This is a genomic window from Desulfoluna sp. HI9BLuna, from assembly GCF_056829775.1.
In genome coordinates this window covers 6,352,141-6,370,541 of the sequence record NZ_CP186555.1, presented here as the reverse complement: position 1 = coordinate 6,370,541, position 18,401 = coordinate 6,352,141, and the positions used below count along the sequence as shown (strand labels likewise).

General features: G+C 58.9%; 12 protein-coding genes. 4 read left to right on the top strand and 8 right to left on the bottom strand.

The genetic code is table 11. The features are described 5' to 3' along the window. Positions 1-166 precede the first annotated feature (166 nt). The 8 genes from ACOYW0_RS25870 to ACOYW0_RS25835 form a co-directional block, all read right to left on the bottom strand. Positions 167-4,783: a hypothetical protein gene (locus tag ACOYW0_RS25870; RefSeq protein WP_482416566.1), complete on the bottom strand. Its 4,617-nt coding sequence runs from the start codon at positions 4,781-4,783 to the stop codon at positions 167-169. 705 nt (positions 4,784-5,488) lie between these two features. Next, positions 5,489-7,099, bottom strand: coding sequence for a SulP family inorganic anion transporter (locus ACOYW0_RS25865; RefSeq protein WP_482416565.1), 1,611 nt, complete (start codon positions 7,097-7,099; stop codon positions 5,489-5,491). 257 nt (positions 7,100-7,356) lie between these two features. Next, a complete protein-coding gene (locus ACOYW0_RS25860) occupies positions 7,357-8,136 on the bottom strand; it encodes a Mut7-C RNAse domain-containing protein (RefSeq protein ID WP_482416564.1) in 780 nt (259 codons plus the stop codon). A gap of 5 nt (positions 8,137-8,141) precedes the next feature. Next, positions 8,142-8,642 (bottom strand): cupin domain-containing protein, encoded by a 501-nt coding sequence (locus ACOYW0_RS25855; RefSeq protein ID WP_482416563.1) that lies wholly within the window; start codon positions 8,640-8,642, stop codon positions 8,142-8,144. A 576-nt stretch (positions 8,643-9,218) separates the two neighbouring features. Next, positions 9,219-9,599 (bottom strand): cytochrome c3 family protein, encoded by a 381-nt coding sequence (locus tag ACOYW0_RS25850; RefSeq protein ID WP_482416562.1) that lies wholly within the window; start codon positions 9,597-9,599, stop codon positions 9,219-9,221. Between the two features lie 2 nt (positions 9,600-9,601). Further along, on the bottom strand, positions 9,602-10,924 hold the full coding sequence (gene tmcB, locus ACOYW0_RS25845) for an electron transfer complex ferredoxin TmcB (protein WP_482416561.1): 1,323 nt from the start codon (positions 10,922-10,924) through the stop codon (positions 9,602-9,604). 1 nt (position 10,925) lies between these two features. Next, positions 10,926-11,588, bottom strand: a complete 663-nt coding sequence (locus ACOYW0_RS25840) for a TmcC family electron transfer complex membrane anchor subunit (protein ID WP_482416560.1) — start codon at positions 11,586-11,588, stop codon at positions 10,926-10,928. 16 nt (positions 11,589-11,604) lie between these two features. After that, on the bottom strand, positions 11,605-12,903 hold the full coding sequence (locus tag ACOYW0_RS25835) for a hypothetical protein (RefSeq protein WP_482416559.1): 1,299 nt from the start codon (positions 12,901-12,903) through the stop codon (positions 11,605-11,607). Positions 12,904-13,354: 451 nt separating this feature from the next. On the opposite strand from ACOYW0_RS25835, the gene ACOYW0_RS25830 reads away from it, so the two are divergent. The 4 genes from ACOYW0_RS25830 to ACOYW0_RS25815 all read left to right on the top strand — a co-directional run bounded on the left by ACOYW0_RS25830 (position 13,355) and on the right by ACOYW0_RS25815 (position 18,358). Further along, positions 13,355-16,336 (top strand): hypothetical protein, encoded by a 2,982-nt coding sequence (locus ACOYW0_RS25830; protein ID WP_482416558.1) that lies wholly within the window; start codon positions 13,355-13,357, stop codon positions 16,334-16,336. A gap of 383 nt (positions 16,337-16,719) precedes the next feature. Then, positions 16,720-17,247, top strand: coding sequence for a GspH/FimT family pseudopilin (locus ACOYW0_RS25825; protein ID WP_482416557.1), 528 nt, complete (start codon positions 16,720-16,722; stop codon positions 17,245-17,247). Then, positions 17,244-17,936 carry a PilW family protein gene (locus ACOYW0_RS25820; protein ID WP_482416556.1) on the top strand — a complete coding sequence of 231 codons (693 nt, stop codon included), beginning with the start codon at positions 17,244-17,246 and terminating at the stop codon, positions 17,934-17,936. The genes ACOYW0_RS25825 and ACOYW0_RS25820 overlap by 4 nt, the downstream gene beginning before the upstream one ends. Then, complete coding sequence (locus ACOYW0_RS25815) at positions 17,933-18,358, top strand: type IV pilus modification PilV family protein (RefSeq protein WP_482416555.1); 426 nt, start codon at positions 17,933-17,935, stop codon at positions 18,356-18,358. The genes ACOYW0_RS25820 and ACOYW0_RS25815 overlap by 4 nt, the downstream gene beginning before the upstream one ends. The last annotated feature ends 43 nt before the right edge of the window (positions 18,359-18,401 follow it).

The following is an 18,401-nucleotide window of genomic DNA, read 5'->3' as shown; positions in this document are numbered from 1 at the left end:
ACTTTTGCCAATTTAGATGCCTTGGGTTTGACAAACAGGTTTTGATAACGGTTTTGGCTTGTTTGAAAGCAGAAGATAATAAAGATGTTACGGCAAAGTATCCTGCTGCTTCGAGGTGTGTGGATCAGCCCGCGCAAACCATCCGCTTTTTCCCCAATACTTGCTCTTATTCGTTTACCTGAAGGCCGTACTTTTCATAGACATCCCACAGGAGCGTGACGTCCCGGGCCAGGTCCACGGCATGGGCCAGGTCGCCTAAAAGGGAGGCCAGGGTGGACCAGAGGGGGGTGTGTTCCGTGATGACGGGTTTGCCCAGGAAGGCGTACAGGTCGGTGAGGATCTGTTCCCAGCCCGAGGGGATGGTGACATCGTCCACAAGGCACTCCACCAGCCCCTTTTCCTTGAGCAGGTCGGCAAGGATCACCAGAAAGGCGTGGTAGGTTGTTCCGGTGTCGTCGTCCAAAATGGCGTGGATCTCGGGGAGCCTGTGTTTGAGGAGGTTGTAGAGATCGTCGAATCCTTCGTCGCCCTGGTGGATCCATTGGCCCCTTTCGGCATCGTAGCGTGAAAACAGGCGACCCAGGGCGTAGAGGGTCCCGGCAAGCTCGAAGCTGTCGCAGGGGGTGGGCTTTGCCATGACGGAGTCAAGGAGCCCCAGAAGGTTGCCGGTGATGCTGTGGGGGCTGCCGGGGTGGAGGATCCCTTCCAGCAGGTGGACGGTGTCGTAGAGTTCATCCCAGTCCGCGTCGGTGAGTTTGTCGTCCGGGTAGTCGGCCAGGCCCCGGCCCTCCTCTTCCTCTGTTTCGTCTTCCCCCACAATGAGGTCGATGCCCCAGTCCAGAAGAAAGTCCTCTTCCCGCAGGTGGGTCGGGGCGTCTAAGTCCCCCTGGGCAAAGAGCCAGGACGGAAAGACGATGGGGACGTTTTTGGTTTCGTTTAATGCCGTGGCCGGTGCCTTGGTCATGCGGACGGCGCTGACGATCTGCTCCAGGCCGAACAGGATATCCCGCCTCGGACCCCATCGCTCGCAGGCGGCGTTTGTTTCGTCGGCGCAGGCGGGAGAGGAGGCGTCGTCAAAGGCGGGATCGCCCAGGCGTTGGAAAAAGGCAAAAAGTCCGGTGAGGAGGCGAGAGCGGGCAGGTCCGTTTTCCAGGTCGTACTCCGTCATCCTGGCAAGGAGCCCGTCGCACCGCAGAGGCGTGCCGTCCGGGGTTATCTCTCCGTAAGGATCACTGTCCGTGAGCAGGGTGATAAGGGTTTGAACCTTTGCCGGGCGGTAGTACCCGCGCTCTTCTTCGCTTCCGTACCATGTGGCCATGGTCTGATCGTCGTAAAAGCCCGCACTGGGATAAAGAAAATCACGGCCTTCAATAAGTCGCGGTTTCCAGCATTCACGCGGCCACTGGCCGGCGTCTTTCTGGTAGTAGAACAGGGGTTTCAGAAGGTAGGCCATCATGTCGAAGAAGGAGAGCATCCCGCCCCGCGTGGACTCGTAGCCCACCTCGGTGTGGCGGTGCAGGCTGCCCCACAGGGCTTGGAGGATCACCAGCACCGCGTTGCGGTTTTGCCAGATCTCGTCGCCCACCTCGAATTCACGGGAGCCCACCAGGGCGTCGGTGACCGGGTTGCCCTCCGCGTCGGTGCCGTGGCAGATCAGGGGCGCCCGGGGAAAGCCCATGCGGTAGATAACCGGTGAGTTGTGGGGAAAGATGGCGTTGAAAGCCACGCCGCAGTCGATGGTGTCGTTGTAGACCGACTCTTCGGTGACGGCGATGCTCCCGATGAGCCCCTCGCTGATCACCCGGATGCACATGCGGTAGTCACCGGGCAGCTCGGATGGGCCGTGGGCTCGTTTTTTTGCCCACACCTGGTTGCCCAGGTATTTGCGACCGTTCATGAACCCTGTGTACCCGTTGGCCTCCATCACCTGGAAGATAAAGGCTGCTTCAGACCCCAGGACGGTGACGTGAATGGGCATGACCAGCACGAATTTTCGCTCGGCAAAAAAGAACTGGTAGTTCCGGAAGAGGGCCTCTTCATGGCTGGCACACTCCCGCACGGGGTCGTTGTCGCCGATGAGCTCGTTAACGATGAGGGACCCCGCCTCCTCTCCTGATTGCACCTCGGGCATGGCAAGGTTCCCCGATGCGTCGTAGCCCACGGTGTAGTAGGTGCCGCCCAGTTTCCCCAGGTAGTAGTCGGAACGCCACGCATTCTTGTAGTGCTCCATGCGGTGGATGTAGCCGGTGATAGTGGATGAGGCGCCCCCGAAAAAATCGATGACGCCTTGTCCCGATACATCGGTGATGTCAATGCGGCCGATGCCGGGGTCAGGGCTGGCCCCGAGGATTTCGATGCCGGTTCCAAAGGGGCGGACCGTGAGCCCTTGGCCACGCAGCCGGTCCAGGATCATGTTGGCGGTCCAGGTCCGGGAGGGGTTTTCAAAGGAAACGGGCACGGGCGGGCCGCTGTCCACGGCTATGGAGACGGTGGCGTCCCCGGAGACCCGAAATGCTTCCACGGCCACGTCGACGTCGTCTAAAAGCCCCGCGCCATGTTTAAAGAACGCCCCCAGGGGGTTGTAAGCTGCGTTGTCTATATGGATGGGCCCGCAGTCGCTGACAATATGAAGGTATTCCCCGCCCCCCTCGTCGAGGGGAAAGCAGACGGCTTCGCCAAAGGCCTCGTTGATCATGGAGACGATGTCGTCCCGGAAGTATTTCTGGTTTTTATCAAAGTCTATGGTGGCCCTGCGGTCGGGGCCCAGCAGGATCTCCAGCTTTCTTCCTGTCCAGATGCTGTTGTCGATTCCATCTTTCAGGTCGATGTCCGAGCTGAAGAGGGCGTGGGTGGGGACACCGTACTGTACGGCAAGGCTTGCCTGCTCTTCCATGGCCTGGCCTTCAAACTGGGCGGGGTAGAGGTACTCCCAGGTGGCCGGGTCTGCAGAGGGCTTGTGGATCCAGGCATACACGAGGCCCCCGGGGGTGTGAGTGACCTGCCAGGTTCGGTTGTGGAAGGTGACGGTTTGCGGGGTCTCGGGGGCATAGTAGTAGGGGCCTTCCGCGTGCCACGCCGCGCGAACCGAGGCGCTCATGGTGTTGAGGGCGATGTTGTCGTCTTCCACCCCGGTGGCACCATAGGGGCGATAGCCGTTGAGTACCGGGGTGCCGTCTTCCTCCAGCCTGGGCCTGCCCCCTTGTGGAGAGCCCATGTCCCCCGGGGTGCCCGCCACCATGAGGCCGATGGGGTAGTTCTGGTCGTAGCGAAAACGGTAGTCATCCATCTCCGGGCCGTCCGCGCAAAAGGGTGCACGGCCTCGAAACATGTAGTTGTAATCCTTGGATTGCAGGGCGATGTCGTACATGCCCATGCCCAGGGTTTTGTGGGTGGTCATGGCAAAGAGGGTGTCGTTGACGGTGAGGGTGCCGCACCCTTTCCCGTGACCGTGGTCGAAGTTGGGGTTGCCGCTGTCCGTTATTTCCCCAGTCTTGCCCCCGTCGTTGTATCCGGTGTGGGCCCCTAACGCCGCGAAGAACATCAGGTTTTCAAGGAACGAGGTGTGGAAGGCCTCGGGGTCGGTGATGCGGTCCCTGCCCCAGAGGTCGTATCGCAGCATGTCGTAGAGAGACTCCTCAATGCGGGCGTTCGGGATGTCCCACTGCATGGCGTGGAGGTTTTGGGAGAGGATCCCAAGGGGGTAGGGGGTGTTGCCGAAGAGATCGGAAATCATGCCCATCTCCCTGTCGGCTCGCAGGAAATACTGCATGAGGTAGGGAAACACCTCCCGCAGGCCAATGCCGAGTTCCGCATCGGAGTAGATCTCCCCGTCATGCCTGTGGTATGTGGCGTCGGCCTCGTACACCTCACCTCCAAGGGTGAGGCGATCCTCCATGCCGCAGAGGAGGTTCCGGATCATTCGGGGGGTGTCGATGCCCAAATCAAAGATCTCCCCCAACCCGTTGATCATTTGATGGATCGAAAGGCGTGCCTGCTCATCACCCATAACCTCGTCAAGGCCTTTTAGCAGGGCATGGACCCCGGCCACGACATTGCCCATCCCCATGTTTTCGTGGACCATGGGGTCGATTTCCCGGCAGTTGAGAAGGGTGCCGTCGGCATTCTTCCACATGGGGTAGTCGGACCGGATGAGGAGCTTTCCCATGATCTGCGAAAAATCATGGAAGTCCTCGTCGAAGTCCGGGTCGGTGATGGTGTCGACCATGTCCCGGAGGTCGTCGAGGAACTCTTCCGGGGTGTCGGTATCCCGCCAGTAGCCCAGGATGCTGGCGAATATCTGGTTGGTATACCCTTCGTCCCGGAGGGGAACGTCCGTGGCAAGATCGTCCAGATAACCGTAAAAGGCCCGCGTGTAATCGGTGGCTTCCGCTCCCGAATAAAAGGTCTCCAGCCCTTGGACGGTCCTGTGGTCGGGGGAGGGGGCTATGAGGACGCCCAAGAGGCCCCGGGTGTCTTTGCCGCACATGTCGGGCATGAGGGTCGGGTTCACGGTCATGAGGTCGTCGACCCCTGAGGCAAAGATGACGAAGGCCTCGGGGTTGTCGTTCACCGTGTCGGCAAAGAGTTCGTTGACCATCTCTCCGTCGATGGCATCCCATGCCTCTTCAAGGGCGCCTTCGCCTTCGAAAATGTCCATGAGGGTAAAGCCGGAGGCCTCGTTCTTCTGGATGTTTACCCCTTCCATTTCGTCTTCGGAGCCGCAGCCCGTGGCCCACAGGACAATCAGGGCCCCTGCCACGGCAAACCATCGGTTCGTTCGCATGGGGATGGTTCCTTATGGCTTTGTGTTTGTTTGTAAGAACGATGTTCTCTGTATGAATAATTCGTTCGCGGAAGGCGGGAAGTTACAAACATTCAGGCGGGGTGGAACATTTTCGGGATGGGAGAGGCGGGGGAAAGGGTACGACTCAGCCCATGCCTCCGGCAGCACTGCCGGAGGCTAAGCTTTTAAAAAATCATAAACAGGTCTTGATAGCCCTTCTTGAATGGCGTTTGGACTTTGGTTACCGTTTGGGCCGCGATCTTCAAAAAAAACGAGAAAGATCGACCTAAACGGAGCGCCGCACTCCGGTGCGGCTTTTTAGTCCGTCGTTACCTGTGCCGCACAGGAGTGCGGCGCTCCAGAAGATAAAGGGGAGCGGGGGGATGCAAATACGCAGATAGCCCAAACGCATCCACAATCTGCTGTCAAGGTGGTTAGCCTTGCCGCCAGGGCCAACGCATTTAGATTTTGCCTCCGGTGGCCCTGCCGGGGGCAAAACTTTTGGAACGTTTGACAAAGAGGCTTCGTTTTTTTGGTGTGCACAGCGACCTTGCATAGCCCATCTTATTTTTACGTTTATCCCGGAAAGTTTTTGCGGAGCTTTTTTCAAAAAGCGACCCGCCGGAGCCATTGCGCTTTGGCCTGAGGAACGAAGGGCAAAGCGCAATGGCAACATGCTTTCGAGGTGGCTCACCTCGTCCTTTATTAGTGAAAGGCGTTGGGGTCGGCCACCACGTGGTACCTGGGGTCATCGATTTTTTCCAGGATAATGGACCGGTATTTATCGTCGGCTTTGTTGAGGAGCTTTTTGCAGTCCGTGCTCAGGTGTTTGAGCCGGACCTGTTTACCCGCCTTGTGGTATTTTTCAACGATGCCGGAGATGGCCTCGATGCCGGAGTAGTCCGATACCCGGGATTCGACGAAATCGATCTCCACCTGGTCGGGGTCGTTTTTAACGTCGAACTTGGAGACGAACATTTTGGTGGAACCGAAGAAGAGGGGGCCCCAGATTTCATACACCTTGGTGCCGTCTTCTTTTATTCGCTTGCGGGCACGGATCCTCAGGGCGCTTTCCCAGGAGAAGACCAGGGCGGACATGATGATGCCCACAAAGACGGCCACGGCCAGGTCGAACACCACGGTGAGTACGGACACCGAGATGAGCACCAGGGCATCTGATTTGGGGATTTTGTGCATGATGCGAAGGCTTGACCAGGCAAAGGTGCCGATGACCACCATGAACATGATGCCGGTAAGGGCCGCAATGGGGACCTGCTCGATGTAGGCCGACCCGAAGAGGATGAAACAGAGCAGGGCAAGGGCGGCGGTGATGCCGGAGAGGCGACCCCTGCCGCCTGCATTGACGTTGATGATGGACTGGCCGATCATGGCGCATCCCCCCATGCCCCCGAACAGGGCGGTGACGATGTTTGCCGCGCCCTGGGCCACGCATTCGCGGTTGCTGTTGCCACGGCTTTCGGTGATTTCGTCCAGGAGGTTGAGGGTGAGAAGGGATTCGATGAGACCGATGCCTGCCAGGATGACGGCATAGGGGAGAATAAACTTAAGGGTCTCCATGTTCCGGGGGATGAGGGTAAAGAGCTGGGCCTGGAAAACGGGAAGCCCTCCTTTGAGGCCTTCGCCTCCGCCGTCGCGGATAAACGAGCCCACGGTTGGCACGTCCAGGCCCAGGGAGACGGTGACCGCGGTGATCACCAGGATGGCGGTGAGGGCCGCCGGGATTTTTCGGGTGAGCTTGGGCAGGAGGATCATGATGCCCATGGTGGCAAGCACCAGGGAGACCATGGTGATGAGGTCCTGGCCCTGCATCCACTGGGAGACACCTGCGTCAACGGTCTTGAACATGTTGAGCTGGGAGAGGAAAATCACGATGGCCAGGCCGTTGACAAAGCCCAGCATGACCGGATGGGGAATGAGGCGGATGAATTTTCCCAGTTTAAAGGTCCCGGCCGCCACCTGAATCAGGCCCATGAGGATGACCGTGGCAAAGAGGTAGTTCAGCCCCATGTTGGCCACGGGGTGTGCCATGGCAAGACCCAGGGCGTTGCCCTCCCGGACAAGGGAGACCATGACCACGGCCAGGGCGCCGGTGGCCCCTGAGATCATGCCCGGCCGACCGCCAAAAATGGAGGTGACAAGGCCCACCATAAAGGCGGCATAGAGCCCCACCAGGGGATCGACTCCGGCCACAAAGGAAAAAGCCACCGCCTCGGGCACCAGGGCCAGGGCCACGGTGAGTCCGGAGGTGACATCGTTTTTTACGCTGCTCGTGCTTCGTTTGATCAGGTCAACCATCAATCTCTCTTTCGCTTCTGCGCATCAGTGCCACAGGGGTACAACAAAACGGGCATGGCCTTCGCAATGAGGACCATGCCCGTGGCGATCGTTCATTTTTGGGAAAAGAGCTTGGTTAAATAGGGGGTGTGGGGAGAAAAATCAAGGGAAAAGAGGATTGGGAATGATGAAATATCGGCGGGTTTTTAACATGTCGAAATTCTTGGCATTCAAACGATAAATTTTGCTGATGGTTCTCTTCAGCCTTCGCGGAGCGTTCACCTTCCGGGGCCGGTGCCTGCCCCGGAGACATCGATGCCTGCATCGGCCATTTTACCAAGCATACGCCGGACGTGGGGGCCGTGCCAGTAAAGCCGTTTGCAGGAGGGACAGGTGGAAAAGGCGGAGACGTACCTGCGGGTTTCCGCCTTGAGACGGTGGGAGACGATCTCTTTCTCCACGGGCTTAAGGGGGCAATTGCAGAGAAAGCAGCGTGAGAAAAAATCGTAGGGTGGGGTCAGGCCAAAGACGGTGAGAACTTCCTTGAGCTGCAAGTAAGGATCAGTTGCCCGGATGAAGCGTCCAAAAAGGATGTTTTTGCGTTTCAGCAGCCCCAGGTCCCGGGTGAGGAGGATGAGGCGTTCGGCCTCGCAGCGGGCGGCAAGGTCGGAATCCGTTGTTCCGCGGACATGCAGGGCATCCGCGCCCACGGCACGCAGGAGGCCTGCGAGCCGTCCCACGTTGTCGTCCACGAGAAAGCGGACGTTGTCCCAGACCTCGTGCCGTAATTGGCTTGGTCGGGTGACGTCTAAGGGCGGTTCAACAGGGTGAACGTCCACGCGGCAGTCATGTACCGGCACATGGTGGAACCCCACCTCCAGCCCGTCCACAAGAAGACGGCCCACCTCGGTGTGAGGCAGGCCAAGGGCTTCCAGGGTGTCCTTGAGGGAGGCCCGTCTGTCCCGCATCAGGCGAAGGTCCGCCGTGTTGTTCCTGCGCGTGAGGAACCAGCCGATCTCTCCATGGACAATCAGATGGATTTCAAAAGGAGTCATCATGGATGCTATGGCGTGAGTTTACGGATTACCGCCTCGTGTTCGGGCCACTGGGAAAGAAGGTCGTCTCGTTCGGCCATTTCAAAGTCCTCGAACTCGAAACCGGGGTGGGTGGTGCAGCCCACCAGGGCGTGGCCTTCCCCCTCAAGGGATGCGCCGAACCAGCAGCCTGCCTTGACAAGGGCCTGGAATGTTTCGCCCCGTGCAATGTCGGCACCTAAGCGAATGTCTTCCAGGGTTCCTTCGGGGTGGATGACATGGACGGTGAGGGTCGTGCCTTCGTAGAAGTGCCAGAGCTCGTCGGCCTTGATGCGGTGCATGCGGGAGATGTCCCTGCCTTCCAGGAGAAAGTAGATGGCGGCCCCTGTGCTGCGCCGCCCCGGAAAGGAGGCGTCTTCGTCCATGGCGTCGAAGAAGAGGTCCGATTTGTAGGTCTCCCGGTAGTACCCGCCTTCGGGGTGAGGGACGAGATCCAGGGCGTCAATGAGTTCGTGAACGCGTGATTCCATGCAGGGCTCCTTATACGGCAAGGTATGGCGAGGCGCCCGGGAAGACGGCAATTGGCAAGGGCGATGCGGGGCCTCATGGTTTGCTACGCCCGTATGGTTATACTCTTTGGGCAGCCCGGGGTTCAACCGCAAACTACAGGCAGGGGAAAGGGGCCATGGGGGTATATGCAGGGACAGCCCATCACGTGGAATGGATTCGATGGTCAACGTCGGGCTCAAAAGCAAGCCTCCGGCGGCAAGGTGCGGGCACCTTGAAACCCTGAGGCGAATGCATGGAGGTAGCCATTCTACCTGCGTTATCGGGGCATTCGCGTGATGTGTAACATCTGGCAATCGTCTTTGCAGGAGAAGCCCATTTCATTCTTCTAAAAACACGCTGAAGAATTTTTGGGATTCGCTTGACTTTAACCGGAATAACTCCGGCGGAAAGGGTTGTGAAACCACGATAGCGAAAACACCTCGAAATCAGGTTGCGAATGCGCCTTTTATTATGATTGGCCTGAATCTGTTTTTAAAACCTGTTTGTTAAACTTTTTAAAAGTTTAGCCCCCGGCAGGGCCGCCGGAGGCCCCTTTTTCAAGGTTGATCTTTTGCATGGCATTGCCCGCAGGTGATGGGGCCGGATTTTACGGAGAGGTGGCAGCCCTTGCACCGGTTGTGAAAGGCGGCTTCTGTTTTGGGGACGCCTTTGGCCGCGTCATCATGGCATTCCCGGCAGGCCGTCTCTTCCGAGCTTTCGTCCGGGAGGAGCATTCCCTCGTCATCAAAGAGGTGGTGGCAGAGGGCGCAGGACTCTTCCTGGTCGGCGGCTTCATTGTGGGTGTCGTGATCGAACCGGGAGAGGGGACGGGTGCGGGGGGCGTCCACGCTCTCTTCCAGGACGGAGGAAAAGGCTGCGCCGGTAAGGGCAAGGGCCAGGGCGAGTGCCAGAAGGCAGGGGGTGAGAAGTCGGGTCATCGTCAGATCTCCATGGTTTCGTAGATGATGTCGCTGAGGAACTTGATCTTCATGTCGATGCCGAAGTGGTGGATGATGTCCTCAAGGCCTCCGTGGCAGTTGTGGCAGGGGGTGATGACGGTGTCGGCCCCTTTGGCTTTGGCCTCCATAAGCTGCTCGGCCTTGGCCCGGTTGCCCAGGACCCGTTCGTTTTTGAAGTTGGGGCCGCAGTTGATCACCCCGCCGCCTGCGCCGCAACAGAAGTTGTGCTCCCGGTTGGGTTCCATCTCGATGAGGGTGGTGCAGCACATGCGGGTGACCTCCCGGGCCAGCTCATGGAGCCCTCTGCCCCGCACGATGTTGCAGGGGTCGTGGAAGGTCACGGGAGTGTCGAGTTTCTTTTTGATGGTGATTCGTTTTTCGGTGAGGATCTCGTGGTAGAACTCCACGGCGTGCACCACCGGGACCGGCGGGGTTTTCCAGCCGAGGTACCGGTTTCCGGTGTCGTAGACGCTGCGGAAGGCGTGGCCGCATTCGCCCATGACGATGCGGTTGACCTTGAGGCGCATGGCCGTGTCGAAGTGGGCTTTTTTAAGCCTGCCCATCATCTCGTAATCCCCTGTGTACATGCACATGTCGCTGTTGTCCCAGCCCCGGGTGCCCGGATAGGTCCAGCTGATGCCCGCTCTGTCCATGATCACCGCGGCCTGGTAGATGAGCTGGGCGCGGAATTTGGGCTCCGGGCCGATGACCGAGTACATGATCTCCGCCCCTTCGCGCTCCACGGGGATGGTGAGGTCGGGCAGCTCTTCCCTTGCTTCCTCTTCCTGCCAGTAGAGGCTGTCCAGCCACTCGTCGTTTTTGATCCACATCTGGTTGAAGGTGGCGGAGTGGCTGTTGGCCGTGTCCTGAATGTAGTGGGGCACCACCCCGCAGAGAAAGCAGATGCGCCGGACCATGGCGATGAGGTAGGCGATGTCCACCCCTAAGGGGCAGTAGAGGGTGCACCTGCGACAGAGGTTGCAGTGGGTGAAGGCCACGATGGCCGCTTCTTTCAGGATTTCGGGCGTGATGCGCCTGCTTCGGGTCAGGGCTAGCAGGCTTTTTTTGACTTTGCCCGCCGGTGAGTAGGCTGGGTCTTTGTCTCGGGAAAGGTAGTAGTGGCAGCTTTCGCTGCAGAGCCCGCAGTGGACGCAGGTGGAGAGGTAGGCGTCCAGGCGAGGGCTCGCCTCCTTGTGGATGACGGTGCGGATGATTTCTTTGACCCTCTTTTCATCAAATCGGGCCAACCCGGCTTCAATGCCGTCGTCCATGATAGCCAACAGGCGTTGGGTCGTCTCGGTCATGTTACCAGTCCTTTGCCATGCGCACCCCGCCGAACTCGGATCCGGCGTAGCCGCGGGTGATGAGCATGTAGAAGATGTGGCTCAGTCGGGTGAAGGGGATGGCGGCGATGATGAGGTTGCCTGCCGTCATGTGGATGAGGGAGGCCCAGAGGAATCCCGGCCATTGAAATCGGGCCCAGAGGCCGGAGAGCACCAGGGCGATCAGTGAGGCCAGGAGCATGTGGTCCGCAGGGGTGGTGATGTAACGCACCGCACGCAGGAACAGGCGTCGGCCCAGGAAGAAGAGCAGGGCGCACAGGGCGATGACGGCCAACACGTCTGCCACGGCCTCCGGGTAGCGGGGCAGCCGGAAAAAGCTGCTGTCCGACAGGAGCACCCCGTGGGCCGAGTAAAAAAAGGGCAGGGTGAGGATGGCCATGTGAAAGGCGGTGGTGGCCACGGTCATCACCGGGTGCGTGCGTGTGGTCCGGCTGACGTAGGGGATAAGGTGAAAGAGGATGGAACGCCCGGCGTATTTCCATGAGTAAAAGGCGAAGAACGCCCTGTCCTTTTGCGCGGCGCGCTTGAAAAAAAGGATGAGCTTCAGTGCGGTTCCGATAAGGCAGACCGTGAGCGCCGCCTGGAATCCGATGCCGGTCATGAAAGCGTAGAGGGTGTAGTGCATGGCGATCACTCCGATTTTATGTAAGGACGATGAACTCCCGTGTGTAGCGATACTCGGGGCCTTGTTTTTCAATGCCGCAGATCATCAGGTGCTTGCTGTCCGGGGTAAAGGCGGGGGGGGCCATCCAGATGTAGGGACGCTTGACCTCCATGCCGTCTAAGATAACGGAATAGACCTCGCCCCGTTTGACCTTGGCGGCCACATGGTTTCCGTGGTGGCTGAAGATGGGGTCCCATGCCGTGTCGAACCCATTGCCCATGGGGTGGTCGTCCACCAGGATGACGGCTTTACCGCGGTGGTGGCCGCAGCATCCCAAGCGGGTTCCACAGGGGCTGAACACGGGTTTGGCGAGGTATCCGTCCACCTTGGTTTTCCAAGGGGTGCCGTCCAGGACCACGGCCCATTTGCCGAAGTCCGGGGCAATGATGGCGGCAATGCGGTCCCCTGCCGGGGAGAGGGCCACCTCCCATAACTGAAAATAGGTCTCCGGCCATGCTTGCTCCCCGTCACAGGCCAGGATCCATCCTTCAGGGCTTTTCACCGGTGCCCACACCATGGTTCCTTCCGGGTGGACCACTGGGGCCCAGACCGAAGGCCAGGTTTCTCCCCAGCACTGGTCGTTGACGCAGATGGTGTAGTCGTACTGGTTGAGGCGTACATCCACGGCGCTCAGGGCTCCGTCTGCAGAGAGGACCGGGTTGAAGGCCCCAACGTAGCGACCGGCCCAGGCGCCCTGGTCCGTTGCCAGGGTGAAGCACCCGGAGAGAAAAGTTTCCAGGTCGCCTTCGGCAATGGGGGCGGTCTGCACCACGGCGGCGGACCGTGAGCCTGTTTCGGCAAGGGTGAGGGAAAAGGTGTTCTCGTAGGATTCCGGCCAGGGGGTGTCGTCCACGACCGGGGTGTAGCGTCGTTGGGCCTGGGTTTCACAGGCCGTTGTGTCCTGGTCGGTGACCGAAAGGTTCCAGGCGATTTCCGCGGTGAGCTGCCAGGGGGTTGAAGCGGCAACGGCGGTCCAGCCCTCGTCGCCCTGGCAGAGGTAGGCAAAGTCGCGGTTTCCCATGGGCCTCAGGTCGGTGATGGAGACAAAGGGTTCTGAGATGTCGGGTTCGCTTTTGTCGATGCTTAAGGTGTAGAGGCAGCATTCCTCAGGTTCGGTGCGCATGGGAATGGCAAGTCGGGTGCCGTCTCTGGAAGCAACGGCTCTCCAGAAGGGAAACCGATCCGGCGGTGTGTCGGCGGGGCGGGGAATAAGGCAACTGAGGGAATCGGCGGGACTGTCGAAGGCGTCTGGTGTGACTCCACGGGGTGTTGACATCAACGTGCTCCTTTCCAAAGGGGTGGTCAGGAATCGCAGGAGAGCAGGGCTCGGGAAAACAGTGAAGGTTGCATGGTTTTTCCTCGGCCCCGACAAACACGGGTCGCAGTCATGGTGTTGTGGTACCGGTGGGCTCGTTGTTTTTAAATATCATACATTTTTAGATTAAAAATTCAACACTTGTTGCTTTAAAAAAGTAGAAAAAGAAGACTCGCTTCCTCTGTGAAAACGGGCAAGACACAACAGGATAGTGGGTTTTGACGTTTCTTTGTCATGTCCAACGGGCGGGGAACTTTATGAATGGCCAATGGTGCGGGTTTTCCTTGTGGAAGAGTACTGTTTCTTTTTGTCTTGTTCGCGAACATTGTTTGTGTAATAGATTTAGTGTTTGTTGTGTGGTGCCTCTGTTCTGAGTTAGCTCGTTACCTATTCCCCATTTCCGGAGATAACCATGGCTTTCATCCTACGATTCGGAGTGTTGTTTTTGATGTCCCTGGCAGTGGCTGCCTGTGGAAGCAGCGGCGGGTCTTCGGGGACATCGGATCCCGTCGGGAGTTCTGACGAGGTGTCCCTGGAGTCACCGATCCATGGTGCCACGCTTCTCAATAAAGAGTTTTCCCTTGCCTGGAGTCCCAGCAAAACCAAAGGGGAGTCCCGGTGGGGGGTTACGGTATCTACGGAGGTGGACGGAATCAAACAGACCGTGATGACCCTGTCCACAACGGCTCAGTCCTATCGCCCGCTCCAGCTGTCCGACAACACGACCTACACGTGGAAAGTGGAAGCACTCAACGACGATGGGGAGAGCCTTGCCGCTTCCAAGGAGTGGTCGTTTCATACCTTTCCTACCCGGATGCTTCCCTTTGACGGTGCCCTGGACCGCCACAGCTCCCCCGACGGGTTCACGGCCTTTGAAGGTGCCGTCTACTTTTCTGCCTACTCACCGGCGTATGGCCGGGAGCTGTGGCGTAAACAGGGCAATGCTCCGGCTGAGCAGGTGGCGGACATCCATGCCGGGGACAAGGGCAGTTTGCCCATGGAACTCACGGTGTGTGGCCCGTGCCTCTATTTTTCCGCCGATGACGGCACACACGGCAGGGCGCTGTGGGTGATGAGGGCCGGTCAGGCGCCCCGGTTGGCAGGGCCGGAAGCGCCCGCCCCCGGCAGTGAGGACGACGATGACGAGCCGGTTCCTGGCCGTGTCCCCACTTACCTTACGGCCGTGGGGGAGGCCCTCTATTTTGCTGCCAACGGCACCGTGGAAGAAGAGGTCACCCTGTGGCGGCAGGGAGATGATGCAAGTGCTGCCGAGGAAGTGACTCGGGCCGAAGGGGAGGGGGCGCTGCAGAACCCCGAGTTCGGTACGGCGTACAACGGTCGCCTCTATGTTTCCGCGTTCACCTCCGATGCCGGGCGAGAGCTCTGGCGGGTGGAGGGCACCAACGCCGTTTTGCTGGACATCAACCCCGGAGACGCCTCCGGGAGCCCCAAGGAAATGGTGGTGTATGGGAGCTGCCTGTATTTTCGAGCCTCCCTGGCCGGACATGGGTCGGAGTTGTGGGTGGTGGACGGGGACGCCGGGCCCGCCCTGCTCAAAGAGATCGCTCCGGGGGGAGCTTCCGGTGCGCCCGGCGGGTTTGCCGTGGCCGGTGACACCCTCTTTTTCGCCGCTGACACCATGGAACATGGCCGGGAACTCTGGCGGAGTGACGGCACCGGTGAAGGCACGGTCTGCGTGAAGAACATCTTGACGGAGCCGTCCCTGGGGAGCCAGCCCGCCCAACTTGCCGGGTCAAACGGCGTGCTCTATTTCAAGGCACAAACCCAAGGAGAAGGATTTGAACTCTGGAAGAGCGACGGCACCGAAGAGGGCACCGTCCTTGTCCGGGATATCCGGTCCGGAGAGGCAGGCAGCGGCATCGGCCCCATGGTTCCCTTTGGTGGCGGGGTGATGTTTCCCGCCGAGGAGGGTGCGTTCGACAAGGAACTCTGGTTCAGCGAAGGCGAGTTTAACACCACCTTCAGGCTCCGGGATATCCGTGCCGGTGAAAAAGGGAGTTACCCCGAGATGTTGAAAAACCTGGACGGTACCCTGTGGTTTCGGGCCGATGACGGCGTCCGTGGGAGCGAACTCTGGCAGAGCGACGGCACAGAGGCGGGCACCCGACTGACGGATAACCTGAACCCTTATGTGGACCCCGATGTGGACCAGATGGTGCGCGTGGGGGGACGGGCCGTTATGGTGGCCACCTCCGGAGAGTACGGACGCGAACTTTTTACCTTCAACGCCGAAGGAGGGGTGGAGGTCCTTGCGGATATTTTTCCCGGCTACGGGGGCAGCGCCCCTGAAGGGCTGTTTGTCCATGACGATCGCCTCTATTTTTCGGCCCGGGACGAAGAGAACGGCCGATCCCTGTGGGTCACCCGCGGGACCCTGGAGTCCACCGAGCGGTTGACGGATCGCAACGGAGAGACGGTTTCCTCGCCCTGTTTTTTCGCGGCGGGCCCGGATGCGGTCTTTTTCCTTGCCGTTAAAAGCGACGAGTGGCAACTCTGGAAAACCTCCGGAACCAAGGACAGCACCGAGACCGTCACAGACGAAAACGATGACGTCGTGGTGGTGGGGCCGTATGTGGAAGGCTCCGATGCCGGTCTTGCCCTTGCCACAGCGGGAGACCGGGTTTTCTTCAGGGTTGGCGGGGACTTGAGGGTGCGGGAGAGCAGCGGTGAGGTGGCTCGGGTCCTCGGGGTCGAAAACCCTGAGGCGTTGTACCCTGTGGAGGGATCTTTGCTTTTTGCCGCCCAAGTCGCCGGAGGATCGGGGCCTTCGCGCCTTTGGCTGCTGGCTGCTGGCCAAAGCGAGGCCGGTGATCCCCTGGAAAGCCCCCAAGGCGTCCTTCAGGCACCGGAGAACTATCATCGCACCGGGGATCTGATCTATTTTTCCGCCCTTCCTGAAGGGCAGGCCGAGCATCGCCTCATTCGATTCTCCGTTTCGGACAACACCGTGACCGTTCCCGCAGATAGCAAGGGCCGTGGCCTGATCAACCCCGACGAACTCTGCGGTGTCGGGGGGCTCTTGTGGGTGATTGCCGATGTATCGGAGAGCCGGGGCATATGGCAGCTCCCGGCCGGGAGCCTTCAGGCAACACCTCTTTCGTCCCTGGCACCCGGGGAGGTCACAGGACTCGCCAGTTCCCTGCGAACCGTTGGCGATGCTCTCTACTTTCTGGCGGATCACCCCGTGGAAGGGAAACGGTGCCTCTACAAAACCCGCGGGGCAACCCTGGGACCGGTGCTGGACTATTACGGACGTCCTTTACTTAATGCGAAACAACCGTTTGTGCTGAACGACTATCTTTTCCTTACGGCCGTGAATCAGGATGTGGGTTCAGACAATGTTTTTCAGGGGTTTTGGGTGACATCTCCCTGATAGATTATGCAATAAAACAGACAAGTAAAAGGCCCTCGGAAAGGTTTTCCTTACCGTGGGCCTTTTTTTGTTCCCTGCGACTTAAAAAAAGTGTTGTCAAACGACTTATTACGAGATAGTGATAATTTTAGAAATGTAGAATTATAAATGGTGACTCAACGTAAGATTAGCCTTTACAGGGCTTTTGTCGCCGGCAACGAATCAGCCTGGGCACTGTGATCACGCCTTGCGCGTGAGTTTGTGAATTAAGTCAAAAATTTCAATGATCCTCTCTGCTTCAAGCCGTTGGGCCGACCGGCTAATAAGTAAACTTTGGAAACGTTTCATCTTATTGGGCGTCGGTTATTCGGAATCTCAGGGTCGTTTCGGCCGAGGAAACACATATGGATAATAATAAGGGGTTTACCCTGCTGGAATTGATGGTGGTCGTGGGACTCATAACGATCCTTGTAGGTCTGGCCGCGCCGGAGTTCAAGCGGTGGGCCGTGAACCAGCGTCTCTCGGCAACAGTTCGGGACATCCATTCGGTTTTTCAGCTGGCACGTTTGGAGGCCATTAAGGAAGTGACGCCTGTTGTTGTGGCTTTCTCCGAAGGCACGGGGAGCGGCGGAACGTATGTTGCGTTTGTGGATAATAACAGGGATGGGGATCAGACCACCGGGGAGAGGCGCGTGGCCTCAGGAGAGTTGCCTGATAAGGTTACTATTTCCAGCGCTCGTTTCGACGTGGGTGGGGCGGGGACTCGCAACGAGAAGAAGACGTTTTTTGATAGCAGAGGGCTTGCCACGGGAAGGAACGGGGAAGTCTATATGACCAGCACCTATGGGAAGCAGGTGCGCATCGTTCTAAGTAGCTCCGGCGGTAGCCGCGTGGAATTATATAATGGTTGCATAGGGGGATGGGCGGGATGAAATGTAGTAAGGGGTTTACCCTTCTTGAGTTTGTCGTTGCCGTGGCGATTTCCTTGGTAATCGTTGCTGTCGGGTACTATTTTTACAGCGTCCAAATTCAATCCAGAGTCACCCAGGAACGGGTCCTCGACATTCAGCAGAACCTGAGGGCTGCCATGGTCATGATGGGCTCTGATATCCGCATGGCGGGCTACGACCCCGAGGGAACGACCGATGCGGGGATCACGGCTGCAACGGCCTCCACGTTGACTTTCACCACCTCGGTTGAGGCGGAAGCCAACGGCCTGGACGACGACGGGGACGGGGACACCGACGAAGCGGGCGAAGCCGCCCTGCCCATGACCCTTGAAACCATCAGCTACACCCTGAACGACGAAGACGGAGACGGCGATCAGGACTTGGTGCGTGTCGTCGGAACGAGCCGGGTTGTTGTGGGGGAAAACATGGAGGCCCTGGAGTTCAACTACGTGCTTGACGATGGAAGCACTGTCTCCGTCCCAACGGATCGAGAACGTGTCATTGCCGTGCGCATGGCGCTTCTGGCGCGCAGCCGGACCGAAGACTCGGGTTTTTCCAACAGTGTAACGTACAGGGGCTACACCAGTACGTGGGGGCCATACAATGACGGGTATCGGCGTCGCCTCCTGAGGCGAACGGTGCGCTGCAGAAATCGGGGGATAGACCAATGACGAAACCGGTGCGCTGCACTTCCATTGGACAGGACGAGGCGGGCATGACCCTCATTGAGGTGATGGTGGCTTCGGTGATTCTGCTGGTGGGGCTTCTGGGACTTGCCCTGATGCAGGTCCATGCCATGAAGGCAAATGCCCAGGCCCGCTCCATGACGGAAGCCGCCAATTATGCGAGCGACCGCGTGGAGCAGATCATGAGCGCTGTGTGGACGGAAGAGACCGTTGACAGCGACCTGGCCGCAAACGACCCGGACACGCCGGAAGACATGCATACGGCCACCGCCGACGGGTATACCGTCAACTGGGTCGTGACCGATGCCTCGGACAAAATGAGCAAGACCGTGAACCTCACGGTGCTCTGGACGGAAGAGGGGAAAACGCATCGGGTCTCCCAGGTGGTGGTGAGGACAATGCATTGAACATCCATATCATTCACAAACCTCTGGCGCGGAAAGGAGGGTG